Below are 14,539 nucleotides of genomic sequence, written 5' to 3' on the forward strand. Positions count from 1 at the left end.
GGGTACATCCCCGCCCGGCGCTCCTGTGCTGTCCGGGTCGTTCAGGAACAGGTGAACCGCGCCGCGGCCCAGTCCGGCATCTACTCGCAGGGCAGGCTGCCCTTCACGCCCTACGCTGCAACTGCCGTCATTCTGATGCGCATTGATGATTACATAGGGGCGCCTTCAACGCAGGATCGAGCACTTGCGCATCCGGACAAAACGGAACCGGCCCTGAACTTCGTGGAGAAGTCCAAGGCCGGCTCATGGGATGGCAACCAACGGGTTGTCACCGCGTGCGGCACTTACGGGCGACGCTACAGAGCGACGCCAAGCAGCGCGTCGACGGTGCGCGAGACGAGGCCGGGTGCGCCCTCGTCCGTGCCGCCCTCGGCGTTCTGACGCTCGGCCCAGCGGTCCACGGCGGCCAGCGCGGCCGGTGCGTCCAGGTCGTCGGCGAGGGCCTCGCGGACCTCCTCGACCAGGGCCTCGGCAGGCAGCCCGTCGGGCCGGGAGACGGCGGATCGCCACCGTCCGAGCCGCTCGACGGCATCGGCGAGCACCTGATCGGTCCACTCCCAGTCGGACCGGTAGTGGTGCGACAACAGCGCGAGGCGGATCGCCGCCGGGTCCACGCCGTCATGGCGCAGCTTGGAGACGAAGACCAGGTTGCCCTTGGACTTGGACATCTTCTCGCCGTCCAGAGCGACCATTCCGGCGTGCACATACGCCTGGGCGAACGGGTGCTCGCCGGTCAGCACCTGGGCGTGCGAGGCGCCCATCTCGTGGTGCGGGAAGGCGAGGTCGGACCCGCCTCCCTGGACGTCGAAGCCCATGCCGAGGTGGTCCAGGGCGATGGCGACGCACTCGATGTGCCAGCCCGGCCGGCCGGGACCGAGCGAGGCGCCGTCCCAGCTCGGCTCGCCCTCACGGGCGGCCATCCAGAGCATCGGGTCGAGCGGGTTCTTCTTGCCGGGGCGCTCCGGGTCGCCGCCGCGCTCGGCGGAGAGCAGCCGCATCGCCTCGACGTCGAGGTTCGAGACCCCGCCGAAGCGCGGGTCGGTCTCGACGGAGAAGTACACATCCCCGTCGAGTTCGTAGGCGGCGCCCGCGTCCCGGAGCCGTTCGACGAGCGGGACGATGCCCGGTATCGACTCGACGGCACCGATGTAGTGCTTCGGGGGAAGCATGCGCAGGGCAGTCATGTCCTCGCGGAACAGAGCCGTCTCGCGCTCGGCGAGCTCGGTCCAGTCCTGGCCGTCGCGCACGGCCCGCTCCAGCAGCGGGTCGTCCACGTCGGTCACGTTCTGGACATAGTGAACCTGCCGCTTGGTGTCGAGCCACACGCGCTGAACGAGGTCGAACGCGTTGTAGGTCGCCGCATGACCCATGTGGGTCGCGTCGTACGGCGTGATGCCGCAGACATAGATGCGGGCGACGGGACCGGGGTCAAGAGTGATCCGTCCGCCGGTCGCGGTGTCGTGGATCCGAAGGTCGCGGCCCTTGCCAGGCAGGGCGGGGACCTCAGAAGCGGGCCAGGCATGCATGCCACGAGCGTAACCGGATGCATGTTCCGGATACGAACCGGATGCCGGAACTTGGCCGAAGAGGGGTCTTGCGCGGCGTGGGGTCATCTGCTCCGGTACGAGCCCCGCCCGCGTACTCCGCTCCTCAATCGCCAAAGTGGCTTGATTTCGTCAGACCGGCGGCCAGGGGATCGACGGCCACTCACCGCTCGGCTCCGGGTGCCTCCCCGACGTCCTCAGCCCCTCCACGCGTCCCCGCAACGCCTCGATCTCGACCGCGGTGATCAGCTCGGCCAGCCGGGTGACGAGCGATTTCCCGGGCGCGAGCTCCGTGCCGAGCCGGTCCACGACCTCGACGGCCTCGGCCGTCAACGGCTCCCCCGCCCACCCCCAGAGCAGGGTGCGCAGCTTGTCGTCCGCGTTGAAGGTCACTCCGTGGTCGATGCCGTAGAGCCGGCCGTCGGGTGCGGGCAGCAGATGGCCGCCCTTGCGGTCACCGTTGTTGATCACGGCATCCAGGACCGCCAGCCGCCGCAGCCGCGGATCGTCCGCGTGCACCAGCAGGGCCGTCTTCCCCTCCCCGACCTCGGCGTGGGCGACGGCCTTCCAGCCATCCCCCGGCTCCTCGTCCTCGACGAGCGCCAGGAGCGGGGACCGACCGTCCACGGAGGGCTCGTCGCTCTCCGGCGCCGCTTCGATCCACAGCTGGCACATGCCCTCGCCGAACGGCCCGTCCCGCAGCACGGTGGGTGGTATGAGCCCCCACCCGGTCGCCTCGGAGATCTCGTACGCGGCCACCTCCCGCTGGGCGAGCGTGCCGTCCGGGAAGTCCCACAGGGGCTGTTCCCCGGCCACGGGCTTGTAGACGCACGTCACCTCGTCGCCCCCGTGGGCGACCGTGCAGTAGAGCACCGCGTTGGACGCCCCACGGATCTGACCGCGGACGGTGAGCAGGCCCTCGGCGAGGACGGTGACCAGCTCGGTGTCGGTCAGGCTCCGCGACGGTATCCGTTCTGGCGCGGGCATACGTGTCCTTCCGGGTCGAGCGGCAGGCTGCACAGCGGGCACGGCGGGCGCCCGGCGTTCACGACATCCAGGGCGCGCTTGGCGAAGGCGCGGGCCTGCGCGCCGCTGAGGCGGACCCGGAGCATCGGCGGACCGTTCTCCTCGTCCTGGAGCAACCGCTCCTCGGCCTCCGCGAGATCCTCGTCGGAGTCCACGTCCAGCTCGACCAGCGCCTGCGCCTCGACGATCATGCGCTGTTCCTCGCCGTCCCAGGCGAGCGCCATCGTGCCGACCCGGAACTCCTCCTCGACGGGCGCGTCGAGCGGCGCGGTGTCGGTGACATCCATCGGCGCCACGGCGGGCACCGGCGAGTTCCCGCCGGTCCGCCGCACCACTTCGTCGAGCAGTTCGTCGATGCGCTCGGCGAGCGCGGCGACCTGAGTCTTCTCCAGGGCCACGCTGGTGACGCGTCCGCCTGAGGATGCCTGCAGGAAGAACGTACGACGTCCAGGCAACCCGACCGTACCGGCCACGAAGCGGTCCGGGGGGTCGTAGAGGAACACCTGACGGGACACGTTCTGTCTCCCTTGAAAATTGACGGCAGATGAGGGGCGGCCGGGGTCCGGGGGATTCCCCCGGGAAGGGCGCCTACGGCGCGTCCACCCTACTGCGCAAAGCGATCACGGCGCCCCAGCACCGCCCCCGACCGCCGCGTCCGCATCGGCGTCCGCCGCCGGGCGCCGGCCGTGGCCCGTTCCGGCTGTGTGCTCACGGGGCGCCAGCGGGGCGAGGTCTCCCGTGTCGCCCAGCCGCAGCAGGAAGGGCCGCAGCCTGGTGTAGCGGATCGCGGTGACCGAACAGGGGTCGGCCTGGATCCGCTGGAAGAGGTCGAGATGCATGCCGAGCGCGTCAGCGACGAGGGCCTTGATGATGTCGCCGTGCGAACACATCACATAGGCGGCGTCGTCACCGTACTCGGCCTCGATCCGCGTGTTCCACTCCCGCACGGCGTCGACGGCGCGTGCCTGCATGGCGCGCATGGACTCACCGCCGGGGAACGCCGCGGCCGACGGATGCTGTTGCACGACACTCATCAGCGGTTCGTCGGTGAGTTCCGCCAGCTTGCGCCCCGACCAGTCGCCGTAGTCGCACTCGCTGATCCGCTCCTCGGTGTGCAGCACCAGTTCCGGCCGGGCTTCGAGCAGCGGCTGCAGGGTTTGCCTGCAGCGCTGCAGGGGGCTGCTGACGGCGGCGGCGAGGGGCAGTGCGGCCAGCCGTCCGGGCAGCGCCGCGGCCTGGGCGGCACCGCGCTCGTCGAGCGAGACACCCGGGGTGCGGCCCGCGAGCACCCCGGCCGTGTTGGCGGTGGAGCGTCCATGGCGTACGAGGATCAGGGTGGGCATACGGGCCAGCGTAGGCCGCTGCCGCCGATGAGGTGCGCCGGCGACCGGAGCAGGGAAGAATACGCGCCGTGATTGTGGACTGTGCGATCTACCGGGGCGGGCGTCGTACCGAAGGCCCCGCCGACCTCTCCGATGCCCTCGCAGAGGCACGGGCCACCGGGGACGCGTTTTTGTGGATCGGGCTGTACGAGCCCACGGAGCAGGAGATCGAACGCGTCAGCAGCGAGTTCGGACTCCATCCGCTGGCCGTTGAGGACGCCTTGAGCGCGCACCAACGGCCCAAGCTGGAGGTGTACGACGACTCGCTCTTCGCGGTCATCAAGCCGGTGGTGTACGAGCACCTGAGCGACACGGTCACCACCGACGAGCTGATGGCCTTCATCGGCGATTCGTTCGTCGTGACGGTACGGCACGGGAAGGGCGCCCCGCTCGCTGCGGTACGCCGCCGTCTGGAGTCCGAACCGGAGGTTCTCAAGCACGGGCCGACCGCTGTCCTGTACGCGATCAGCGACGCCGTCGTCGACCACTACATCGAGGTGGCGGGTGAACTCCAGGTCGACCTGGAGGAGTTGGAGACCGAGGTGTTCGCACCGACCGGCGCCGCGGACACCAAGAACACCGCGTCCCGCATCTACACCTTCAAGCGGCAGATCATGGAGTTCCGCCGGGCCACGGGTCCGCTGAGCGCCCCCATGTCCCGGCTGGCGAGCGCGGAGGTGCCGTACGTCCACGAACACTCGCAGCCGTTCTTCCGCGACGTGAGCGACCATCTGACGCGCGCCAACGAGTACGTGGAGGGGCTGGACCGGCTGCTCTCCGACATCCTCTCGGCACATCTGGCCCAGGTGGGTGTGCGGCAGAACGACGACATGCGAAAGATCTCGGCCTGGGCGGCGATGGCCGCCGTACCGACCATGGTGGCGGGAATCTACGGCATGAACTTCGAGCACATGCCGGAACTCCGCTGGGTGTGGGCCTATCCGGCGGTGATCGTGCTGATGGGTTCCGTGGTCTTCGGCCTGTACCGGCTGTTCAAGAGACGCGGCTGGCTCTGACGGGCGGCCGGGCGCACCGCCCGGATCAGGCGAACTCGGGCGCCTGCGTCGCGGGACCGCCCAATGCGTCACGGCGCTCGGGCGGCGCCAGGCTCACCATGCGCCGCCATCCGATGAGCCGTTCGTACGCGTAGACCCCGTGGATCCCGGCGGCCAGCGCCGCCGCCTTGGCCCGGGGCCAGTGCAGGATGCGGCCCATGTGATCGATCACGGCGAGGCTGACGTCGCGGTACACCCGGATCTCGGCAAGCGCGCACTCGCGCAGGATGTGCTGGATCGTGCGGCCGTGTCCGAAGCGGGCGAAACGTAGCAACTCCTCGTGGCAGTAAGCCAGGTGGTTGTCCTCGTCGTTCGAGATCATCTTCACGGCGTGGCCGAGGTCGGGGTGGTCGGCGAAGTATTTGCGCAGCAGCGCCATCTGCTCGGAGGCGCGCTGTTCGGTGACCCGGCTGTGGGCGAGGTAGGTGATGATGTCGCGCTCGGAGAGCGGCTCCTGGCGCCCCAACTGCTCATGGGCCAGGCCGATGCCCCGCTTCTCCAGCAGCATCGTGTAGTCGGTCTCGTGCGGAACCTCGACCGGCTGCAGCCCGCGCTTCCTCAGCAGCGCGTTGAAGATCCGGCCGTGCTTGTCCTCGTCGGCGCCGTGCCGCGCGATCTTGGGCGCCAGCGACCGTTGGCTCTCGGGTACGAGGGCCGCGATACGCCCGTTCTCCCAGCCGCCCTGGGACTCTCCGCTGGCCGCGATGGAACAGAACAGCCGGAACGACTCGTCCTCGTCGAGAATCTCCTGGAACAGGTTCCTTGCCGAGAGCATCACTGCCACCTCCGTACCGGCATCCGACCATCGCCAGTCAAATGCGACACGCCCACCCGGGCAACAGGAACGCCCCCCGGCTACGCCGGACGGGGCTGCGACCGGTTTCCGGCCCTCTCCGCCCTCCCGGCGACATCCCCGGCCCGTCCGGCGTTCGAGGACGGCACCGTCACCCCGGTGGCCCCGCCCCGAACCGCACGCCCACAGGCGTGACCGCGCGTCCCCGAACGCGTTGTTACGCGGTAACGGCCGTGGCGGGGGCCCCCGAGCCCCCACCACGGCCGTAGCGCCGTCCCCAAGGCCCTAGGCGAGCCCGGACCGCTCCAGCGCATCCGTACCGGCCCGCAGAGCTGTGATCCGCTCTTCGAGCGTGAACCCGGCCGGAGCCAGAGTCAGCGTCGTGACACCCGCCGCGGCGTACGCCTGCATCCGCTCGGCGATCCGCTCGACCGATCCGAGCAGCGTGGTCTGGTCGATCAGCTGGTGCGGCACAGCGGCAGCGGCACCGTGCTTGTCACCGGACAGGTACTTGTCCTGAATCTCGGTGGCTTCCTTCTCGTACCCCATACGCTGCGCGAGCTGGTTGTAGAAGTTCTGCTTGCGGCTGCCCATACCGCCCACGTACAGCGCGGTGTACGGACGGAACATGTCCGCGAGGCCGTTGATGTCGTCACCGACGGCGAGCGGCAGGGTCGGGCAGACGTCGAAGCCCTCCATGGTCCCGCCGGTCTTCTCGCGGCCCGCCCGCAGGTACTTCACCGCGGTGTCCTCAAGGTGCTCCGCGGACGGGAAGATCAGCAGCGCGCCGTCGGCGATCTCGCCGGTCTGCTCCAGGTTCTTCGGGCCGATCGCGGCGATGTAGAGCGGAATGTGCTCGCGCTGCGGGTGGACGGTGAGCTTGATCGGCTTGCCAGGACCGTCCGGCAGCGGAAGCGTCCAGTGCTCGCCCTCGTACGAGAGCCGCTCGCGGGACATGGCCCGACGGACGATCTCGACGTACTCCCGGGTGCGGGCCAGCGGCTTGTCGAACTTGACGCCGTACCAGCCCTCGGAGACCTGCGGTCCCGACACGCCGAGGCCGAGCCGGAACCGGCCGCCGGAGAGCGAGTCGAGGGTGGCCGCGGTCATCGCCGTCATGGCGGGCTGGCGGGCTGGGATCTGCATGATCGCGGAACCGACGTCGATCGATTCGGTCTGGGCGGCGACCCAGGAGAGCACGGTCGGCGCGTCGGAGCCGTATGCCTCGGCCGCCCAGCAGACGTCGTAGCCGAGCCGGTCGGCCTCCTGGGCGACGGCGAGGTTGTCGCCGTCCATTCCCGCGCCCCAGTAACCGAGATTGATGCCGAGCCGCATAGCCGCTCCCCTTACTGATCAGTAACGTCCCTGAGCTTCGGACTCTAGCGCGCGGCAACGGGTTCCGGCAGGGGCGACTTGATACCGGGTTGTCCACAGGCTTCCGCCGAGTGGGGCTCTGGCCAGTAATCTCAGCGCACATGGAGCAGAGGCATCTCGGCCGCACCGGCCTTCGAGTGTCCCGGATCGGGCTCGGCACCCTGACGTGGGGCCGGGACACCGACGAGCACGACGCTGCCGAACAGCTGAAAGTCTTCTGGGAGGCGGGCGGCACGCTGGTCGACACGGCTGATGTGTACGGCGGTGGGGAGGCCGAATATCTGCTCGGGCGACTCACCGAGGGCCTGGTGCCACGGTGCGATCTGGTCATCGCGACGAAGGCGGGCAGCGTGGCCGACCCGTACCGCCGGTTCAACGGATCGCGCGGTCATCTGCTGGCCGCGCTGGACGCCTCCTTGGCACGGCTCGGTACGGATTACGTGGATCTGTGGCAGATCCATGCCTTCGACCCCGTGACCCCGCTGGAGGAGACCCTTCAGGCGGTGGACCTGGCAGTGTCCACCGGCCGCGCCCGGTACGCGGGGGTGTCGAACTTCTGCGGCTGGCAACTGGCCAAGGCCGCGACCTGGCAGCTCGCCTCGCCCGGGGTGCGCACCCGGCTGGCGAGCACCCAGATGGAGTACTCCCTGTTGCAGCGGGGCGTGGAACGCGAGGTGCTGCCGGCCGCGCTCGATCTGGGCCTGGGGCTGCTGCCTTCCTCCCCGCTGGGCCGGGGGGTCCTGACCGGCAAGTACCGGACGGGCACTCCGGCGGACTCACGCGGCGCCTCGGAGCTACTGGCCCCGTTCGTCGAGCCGTATCTCGACGACCCGGCGCGCCGCATCGTGGACGCGGTGGCGACAGCGGCCGACGGCCTGGCCACGACGGCGCTCCAGGTAGCTCTCGCCTGGGTGCGGGACCGGCCGGGAGTGGTGGCCCCGATCGTCGGTGCGCGCAACGCGCAGCAGCTCACGGAGGCATTGTCAGTGGAGGCGCTTAGTCTTCCTGACGAGATCTGCCAGGCGCTCGACGATGTGTCGGCGCCCGTGCACCGCTATCCCGACCAGGACTGGAGCACGCTGTGACTGCGCTTCCCCGGGGGGAAACCCCCGGCTCCCCGGCCGCCGACGACGACAGCGTTGTCGCGGCCCCCTCCGCCGCCGTGCCCGCTCCGCCCTCAGGGGACGAGGGGCACGACGGGGGCGAGGGATCGACGACGGCCGATGACGCCGCCGACGCCGCGGAGACGGACGGCGACGGCTCCGGGACCTTCGGGACCGACGAGGCAGCCGAAGCCGGCGCCGGGTCCGACGGCATGACATACACCGATCAAGCGGCCGACGGGACCGGCGACACGACCGGCACCGACAAGGCAGCCGCGGCGGACGGCGCCGTGGACGGGGCGGCCGCCGCCCCCGCACCGCTCTCCGAGGCCGAGGCCGAGCTCGCCGCCCAGCGTGAGCTGAGGGAGCGAATCGAGAAGCGCAAGGCCGAGAAGGAAGGCCCCATCGCCGCCGGTGCGAAGCTGAGCGGCCAGGCGGCCGATCTGCTGGCGGCCGTGCGTGCTGTGGAGAGCGGTGAGCAGTCCGCCGCCGCGTTCTTCGACTCGCCCGCACCCGCCGCCCCTCGCCGGGCCGCTCACACACCCGCTCCGGTACGCCCCCGCGCGCCCGAGCAGGCCCCGGCTCCGCAGGGAGCCTCACCGGAGGCCGTCGCCGCGGCGGCCGCCGTACTGGCCGAGGGCGGGGCGCCCGGAGCCCTGGCGCGCCCGGCGGCCGAGGCCCTCGGTGCGCAGGCGGCCGACGCCCTGCGCGAGGACCCGTGGCAGTTGCTGGCCGTGCCGGGAGTCAGGCCCGAGCAGGCCGACGGTTTCGCACGGGCCATGCTGGGCGCCGAGTGCGGTCCGGACGACGAGCGGCGCACCGCGGCCCTGGTCGGCTGGCTGCTGGAGCGGGCCGCGCTCCAGGGCCATACGGCACTGGACGCGACGGCGGTACGTGCCGCGCTCGCCGAGCGCTCGGTGGCCGACCCCGAAGCGGCCGTGCAGCACGCCGTCGCCGAGGGTGTCGTCCTGGTCTTCCAGGACGGGCAGGACGACCAGGAGTCCGAAGCACCCGCGGAACCCGGCGAGGACGCCGAAGGAGGCGCGGAGGACCGGGCCCGGCAGGAACCGGTGCAGGTGCTGCTCGGTCTCGACCGGTACGCACTCGCCGAGGAGAGCCTCGCCGACGGTCTGGCCCGCCTGATCAACGCCTGTGAGAAGGACGCCGACTGGACGGAGTCGGCGTCGGCCGCGGGCTCCCCGTCGGCGGCCGAGCTGATCCGCGCGGTCGCGGCCCATGGCCTGGTGGCGCACACCGGCGGCGAGGCGGCCAGGGCCGAACCCGCCGCGCTGATCACCGCGGCCCGCGGCCTCGGACTGCGCGCCCTGGGTGCCGTGCACAGCGTCGACGGCAGGCGCCGGCTGGCCGAGGCGACCGGCGACCCGTCGACGGCCGTCACACTCGCCGGGCTGCTCTCCGGCACTGAGGGCCCGGGGCGGGACGCGGAAGGAGCGATCGCCGTCGACCTGCTCGTCGTGCTGGACGCCCCGCAGCTGGACGTCGAGACCGCCGCGATCCTCGTGGAGTCCCTGGCCGACGGCGCCCGGCTGGTACTCAGCGGCGACCCGGGCGTGCTGGGCTCGGCAGGTGCGGGGCGGGTGTTCGCCGATGTGCTGGCGGCCCGTGCCTGCCCGCAGATCGTGTCCCGTACGCCGGATCCGGGACCGATCGGCGAACTGGTCTCCGGCATCGGCATCGGTGAGCTGAACCAGGTCGCGGCGCCCGGCAAGGAGGTGGTGATCGTCCCCGTGCGCGACGCGGGCGAGGCGGTGCACCGCACCGTGCAACTGGTCGCCGACTCGGTGCCGCGCGCCATCGGCGTACCGTCGGCCGACACCCAGGTGATCACCGTCGGCCACGGCGGCTCGGCGGGCACCCGGGCGTTGAACGCGGCACTGAAGCAGCGGCTCAACCCCGGTCCGGGGCGGTTCGGCGGCTTCGACCCGGGCGACCGTGTCGTCCATGTCCCGACGCCTGGCAGGACCGTGCCCGGGGTGGTCGTCTCGGCCGACGCCGAGGGCCTGCACCTGGACTGCGCGGGCACGAAGGTCGTCGTACCGCAGGAGCGGGTGGAGTCGTCCGTACGCCACGGCTGGGCCCTCAGCGCCCACCAGGCGGCTGGGATGCGGTGGCCCGCAGTTGTCGTCGTGCTGCCGGGTGACGCCGCCCAAGGGCTGAGCCGCCCCTGGGTGTACACCGCCTTCAGCCGCGGGGAGCGGCATCTGTCCGTCGTGCACGGGGTGGATCAGGCGCTCCAGCGCGCGGTCGCCCAGTCCCCGGCCCAGGACCGCACGACGCGACTGCGCACCCTGCTGGAGGCTCCGGCCGGATGACCGGGGCGCGCCTTGTCCCCCACTGCCGGACGGGCTCGGTTCCGAGCCCGTCCGGCGGACGGATCAGGAGCTGTCCACCACCAGGCCGTCCGGCTCCACGTCCGATTCGTCCTCATCGAAGACGGCGCTGACGTCGAAGCGGCAGACCACCAGCTGCGGGTCCGCTTCGTCGAACGGTGCGCCGAGCCACTCCCCCGCCTCGGGCAGCTCCTCCGCAGCCGTGACCCAGAGCGTGGAGTCGCCCTCCTCCAGACCGAACTCCGTATGCCGGGAAGCGATCTCGTCCGGTTCGTACTCACCGAAGAGCACTCCGAGCGCGGCATGGACGCTGGAGCCGACCACCGCGGCGCTCCCACCGGCGCGGTCGTCCGGATCGAGGTCAGCGATCCGCTGGGCCTGTGCGAGCAGCCGCGGCGGCTCCACCACCGCGTAGTCGCGCCGGATCAGCACACTCAGCGCGCTCGGCTCCTCGGGGCCGTTGTACGGCGGCAGGGAATCCTCCGCACCCGGGATCTCGAAAGGGGTGACCTCGTCGTAGCGGTCGTAGAGCAGTTCGTCGTAGAACTCGGCGGCAGCGGCCAGTGCATTGAACGCGTCATAGACAGCGGGATCGTCGTCCCCTGTCCGGCGTTCGACCGCCTTGAGGTGATGGTCGAGCGCGGCTTTGATCGCTTCGGCGGCGGCGCGTACCTCGGCAGCGGTGGGCTGCGCAGCATCAGACATAGTGCAGACGCTATCCGTACACGGGCTCTGCCCGCACAATAGATGCGATGCCGGAATACGAATTTGTCGATGTGTACGTACCGCGCGGGGTGTCCCGGAAGGAGACGGCCCGCCTGCTGACCGACCATGCCGAGTACGGGCACTGGGAGTTGGACCGACTGACGCTGCGCCGTGACGGAAGCCGCAGGGTGCGGCTGCGCCGGCGGATCATCCGCCAGCTCCGGGCCACCTGGTGAGACGGAGCGGGCCCCGCAGTCGCGGGGCCCGCTCCTTTCGCCGTGCTTGCTTCGCCGCCTCGGTCCGCTATGCGGACATCCGGGCGCGGCGGTACAGCACCGTGCCCGCACCGGCCAGCAGCAGACCCGCGCTCGCCGGAACCAGCAGGTCGAGCCCGCCCGCTCCGGTGTGTGCGAGCTGCGCAACGTTCTGCGTCTCGTGCGCGTTCGACACGGTTGGCGGTTCGGGTGCCGGGGGTCGGTTCTCCGTGACCGGGGTGACCGGAGTGCCGACCGGTGGCGTGACGACGTCCGCACCGTTTCCGCAGTTGTTGCCGGAGGCGGAGTTGAGCAGTCCGCCGATGGTGACGCTGTTCCCGCAGGCGTTCACGGGGATGTCGATGGGCACCGCGACGTTGTTGCCCGAAAGCAGACCGGGCGAGCCGCTCGTGACCGCCTGGGCCGTTGCCCCGCTCTTGGTATCGCTCGTGACCGCCCGGTGCTTGCCCGTCCCCGCCCGGTGTGTCCGGGTCAGGTCGCCGGACGCCTGGCTGCCCGAGGCGTGCCGGCCCGAAGCAGCGCTCTGCGAACCGTTCCTACAGGTGTTTCCCGCCGCCGGGTTGAGCAGCCCCACTACGTTCACGGAGTTACCGCATACGTTGACCGGTACGTCGACCGGGATCTGGACCGAATTCCCTGAAAGCACCCCAGGGGAATTCGATGCGCCGCCGGCCGCTCCCGCGTCGGCGTGCGCATAACCGCCACCCAGCGCGAGCACGCCGCCCGCAGCTGCCATGGTGATCAGGCCTTTACGCGTGACCTGTCGCATAGGTTGATTCCTGCCTTCTACCTTCCGGAATACCCCCGGACTTGACCGTGCGGGGGCGGATCACCCAGCGACCCCGGAGTGCATGGCGTGCACTCCGGGGCCAACCGGATTCAAACCCTTACGGGTTGACGCACAACGTCAGCTGTTGACGCAGGTGTTGCCGAAGGCGGGGTTCAGCAGCCCGATCACGGAGACCGTGTTGCCACACACGTTCACCGGCACGTGCACGGGCGCCTGGATGACGTTGCCCGAGGCCACACCGGGGCTGCCGACAGCGGCGCCCTGGCCACCGGAGTCCGCGACGGCCATGCCCGCACCCGCGAGCACCAGACCACCAGTAACAGCCGCAGCAGCGACGACCTTCTTGATCATTATTCCTCCTAGTTGGCAATGCGGTCCCAGCCGCGGACCGCATCACTTGTAACGAGGAAAAAGTAATTGGGCTACGAGCTTATGGTTCCGTTCACTCGTTCCGGTCAAATGCGCACACGCTGGCGATTGTTGACGCGGAGAATCGGCGGAAAAGCGGCAGAGACTCAGCAGTTGTCGATGAACCGGTCGAGCACCCGCACACCGAACTGCAGACCGTCCACCGGTACACGCTCGTCCACACCGTGGAACATCCCTGCGAAGTCGAGCTCCGGCGGCAGCTTCAGCGGGGCGAACCCGAAGCAGCGGATACCGAGGTCGTCGAAGGACTTGGCGTCGGTACCGCCGGAAAGCATGTAAGGGACGGCACGCGCGATCGGGTCCTCCGCCTTGAGGGCGACCTGCATCGCATCCACGAGCGAACCGTCGAAACTGGTCTCCAACGCCTTGTCCCCGTGCACGTCCTCGCGCTTCACCCGCGGGCCGAGGATCCGGTCCAGATCGGCCAGGAACTCGTCCTCGAAACCGGGCAGGAAGCGGCCGTCGACATGGGCGGTGGCCTGACCGGGGATCACGTTCACCTTGTAGCCGGCGCCGAGCATGGTGGGAGCGGCCGAGTTACGGAGCGTGGCGCCGATCATCTTGGCGATGCCGCCCAGCTTGGTCAGCGTGGCCTCCATGTCCTCCGGGTCGAGCGGGGTGCCGAGCGCATCGGACAGCTCGTCGAGGAAGGACCGTACGGTCTTGGTCACCCGGACCGGCCACTCGTGCCGCCCCAGCCGTCCGACCGCCTCGCACAGCTCGGTGATCGCGTTGTCGCTGTTGGTCATCGAGCCGTGGCCGGCGGTGCCGTCCACAGTGAGCCGCATCCAGTGCATGCCCTTCTCGGCAGTCTCGACGAGGTAGAGCCGCAGCTTCTCGTTCACCGTGAAGGAGAAGCCGCCGACCTCGCCGATCGCCTCGGTGACGCCCTCGAAGAGGCCGGGGTGCTTGTCCACGAGATACCGCGCACCGTACGTACCGCCCGCCTCCTCGTCCGCGAGGAAGGCCAGCACGATGTCGCGCGGGGGCTTGCGGCCACTACGCATCCGGTCGCGGACGACCGCGAGGGTCATCGCGTCCATGTCCTTCATGTCGACCGCGCCGCGGCCCCACACACAGCCGTCCGCGACCTCGCCCGAGAACGGGTGGTGCGTCCAGTCGTGAGCATTGGCCGGAACCACATCGGTGTGGCCGTGGATCAGCAGCGCGGGCTTGGACGGGTCCTCGCCCTCGATCCGCGCCACGGTCGAGGCCCGGCCCTTGTGGGACTCGAAGATCTGCGGCTCCAGCCCGACCTCGGCGAGCTTCTCCGCGACGTACTCGGCGGCGACCCGCTCCCCCGGGCCCGAGTGGTCCCCATAGTTACTGGTGTCAATCCGGATCAGCTCACGACAGAGGTCCACGACCTCGTCCTCGCCCGAGACGCTCCGGGCCGCGTTGGTCTCGCTCACACTGCTTCCTTCCGCTGTCGCCGTGGTGCTCCCGCTCATCCTCCCGCGCCTGGCCCGCACACCCAAGGCCCCCACTCCTCGTCATGTGCCCTTCACGCTCCCCCTGGCGTGATCGAGCACCCCGAATGTTTGCTATTGTTTTCCACGTCGGAACGGGCCGGGCCCGCGAGACAGACACCTTGTCCGGGTGGCGGAATGGCAGACGCGCTAGCTTGAGGTGCTAGTGCCCTTTATCGGGCGTGGGGGTTCAAGTCCCCCCTCGGACACCAGCTAAGACCCCAGATGAACTGGGGTCTTTGC

General features: G+C 70.3%; 14 protein-coding genes and 1 tRNA gene. 5 read left to right on the forward strand and 10 right to left on the reverse strand.

All coding sequences use genetic code 11. The features are described 5' to 3' along the window. Window positions 1-296 precede the first annotated feature (296 nt). The 4 genes from mshC to ABTZ94_RS29895 all read right to left on the reverse strand — a co-directional run bounded on the left by mshC (window position 297) and on the right by ABTZ94_RS29895 (window position 3,913). Window positions 297-1,526 (reverse strand): cysteine--1-D-myo-inosityl 2-amino-2-deoxy-alpha-D-glucopyranoside ligase, encoded by a 1,230-nt coding sequence (gene mshC / locus ABTZ94_RS29880; protein WP_351205299.1) that lies wholly within the window; start codon window positions 1,524-1,526, stop codon window positions 297-299. Window positions 1,527-1,676: 150 nt separating this feature from the next. Further along, entirely contained in the window at window positions 1,677-2,531 is an 855-nt protein-coding gene (locus ABTZ94_RS29885; protein WP_351205301.1) for an SCO1664 family protein, read from the reverse strand. Then, window positions 2,495-3,085 (reverse strand): DUF3090 domain-containing protein, encoded by a 591-nt coding sequence (locus ABTZ94_RS29890; protein WP_351084196.1) that lies wholly within the window; start codon window positions 3,083-3,085, stop codon window positions 2,495-2,497. Before ABTZ94_RS29890 ends, ABTZ94_RS29885 begins: the two co-directional genes overlap by 37 nt. A gap of 105 nt (window positions 3,086-3,190) precedes the next feature. Further along, entirely contained in the window at window positions 3,191-3,913 is a 723-nt protein-coding gene (locus tag ABTZ94_RS29895; RefSeq protein WP_351205303.1) for a histidine phosphatase family protein, read from the reverse strand. A gap of 59 nt (window positions 3,914-3,972) precedes the next feature. Between ABTZ94_RS29895 and corA the strand changes: the two genes are divergently transcribed. Beyond that, window positions 3,973-4,968: a magnesium/cobalt transporter CorA gene (gene corA, locus ABTZ94_RS29900; protein WP_351205321.1), complete on the forward strand. Its 996-nt coding sequence runs from the start codon at window positions 3,973-3,975 to the stop codon at window positions 4,966-4,968. A 25-nt stretch (window positions 4,969-4,993) separates the two neighbouring features. Here corA and ABTZ94_RS29905 read toward each other — a convergent pair whose 3' ends face one another. After that, entirely contained in the window at window positions 4,994-5,782 is a 789-nt protein-coding gene (locus tag ABTZ94_RS29905; protein ID WP_351205305.1) for a ferritin-like domain-containing protein, read from the reverse strand. A gap of 303 nt (window positions 5,783-6,085) precedes the next feature. Beyond that, a complete protein-coding gene (locus ABTZ94_RS29910; protein WP_351205307.1) occupies window positions 6,086-7,135 on the reverse strand; it encodes an LLM class F420-dependent oxidoreductase in 1,050 nt (349 codons plus the stop codon). Between the two features lie 140 nt (window positions 7,136-7,275). Here ABTZ94_RS29910 and ABTZ94_RS29915 point away from each other — a divergent pair, with 140 nt between their 5' ends. Both ABTZ94_RS29915 and ABTZ94_RS29920 read left to right on the forward strand, forming a co-directional pair. Beyond that, window positions 7,276-8,259 carry an aldo/keto reductase gene (locus ABTZ94_RS29915; protein WP_351205309.1) on the forward strand — a complete coding sequence of 328 codons (984 nt, stop codon included), beginning with the start codon at window positions 7,276-7,278 and terminating at the stop codon, window positions 8,257-8,259. Continuing rightward, window positions 8,256-10,610 (forward strand): helix-hairpin-helix domain-containing protein, encoded by a 2,355-nt coding sequence (locus tag ABTZ94_RS29920; protein WP_351205311.1) that lies wholly within the window; start codon window positions 8,256-8,258, stop codon window positions 10,608-10,610. The genes ABTZ94_RS29915 and ABTZ94_RS29920 overlap by 4 nt, the downstream gene beginning before the upstream one ends. Window positions 10,611-10,673: 63 nt before the next feature. On the opposite strand, the gene ABTZ94_RS29925 is transcribed toward ABTZ94_RS29920, so the two are convergent. Beyond that, the gene (locus ABTZ94_RS29925) at window positions 10,674-11,333 is read right to left on the reverse strand and encodes a hypothetical protein (RefSeq protein ID WP_351205313.1); all 660 of its coding nucleotides are present in this window, start codon (window positions 11,331-11,333) and stop codon (window positions 10,674-10,676) included. 47 nt (window positions 11,334-11,380) lie between these two features. Here ABTZ94_RS29925 and ABTZ94_RS29930 point away from each other — a divergent pair, with 47 nt between their 5' ends. Continuing rightward, window positions 11,381-11,569 carry a DUF5703 family protein gene (locus tag ABTZ94_RS29930; protein WP_030918345.1) on the forward strand — a complete coding sequence of 63 codons (189 nt, stop codon included), beginning with the start codon at window positions 11,381-11,383 and terminating at the stop codon, window positions 11,567-11,569. A gap of 67 nt (window positions 11,570-11,636) precedes the next feature. On the opposite strand, the gene ABTZ94_RS29935 is transcribed toward ABTZ94_RS29930, so the two are convergent. The 3 genes from ABTZ94_RS29935 to ABTZ94_RS29945 form a co-directional block, all read right to left on the reverse strand. Continuing rightward, complete coding sequence (locus ABTZ94_RS29935; RefSeq protein WP_351205315.1) at window positions 11,637-12,377, reverse strand: chaplin; 741 nt, start codon at window positions 12,375-12,377, stop codon at window positions 11,637-11,639. A 138-nt stretch (window positions 12,378-12,515) separates the two neighbouring features. Further along, complete coding sequence (gene chpH / locus ABTZ94_RS29940) at window positions 12,516-12,749, reverse strand: chaplin ChpH (RefSeq protein WP_351205317.1); 234 nt, start codon at window positions 12,747-12,749, stop codon at window positions 12,516-12,518. Between the two features lie 164 nt (window positions 12,750-12,913). Continuing rightward, the gene (locus ABTZ94_RS29945; RefSeq protein WP_351205319.1) at window positions 12,914-14,239 is read right to left on the reverse strand and encodes a M20/M25/M40 family metallo-hydrolase; all 1,326 of its coding nucleotides are present in this window, start codon (window positions 14,237-14,239) and stop codon (window positions 12,914-12,916) included. A 181-nt stretch (window positions 14,240-14,420) separates the two neighbouring features. Between ABTZ94_RS29945 and ABTZ94_RS29950 the strand changes: the two genes are divergently transcribed. Continuing rightward, a tRNA-Leu gene (locus ABTZ94_RS29950) sits at window positions 14,421-14,508 on the forward strand. Window positions 14,509-14,539: the final 31 nt, after the last annotated feature.

Source organism: Streptomyces sp. NPDC002785, from assembly GCF_040295565.1.
Lineage (GTDB): Bacteria > Actinomycetota > Actinomycetes > Streptomycetales > Streptomycetaceae > Streptomyces.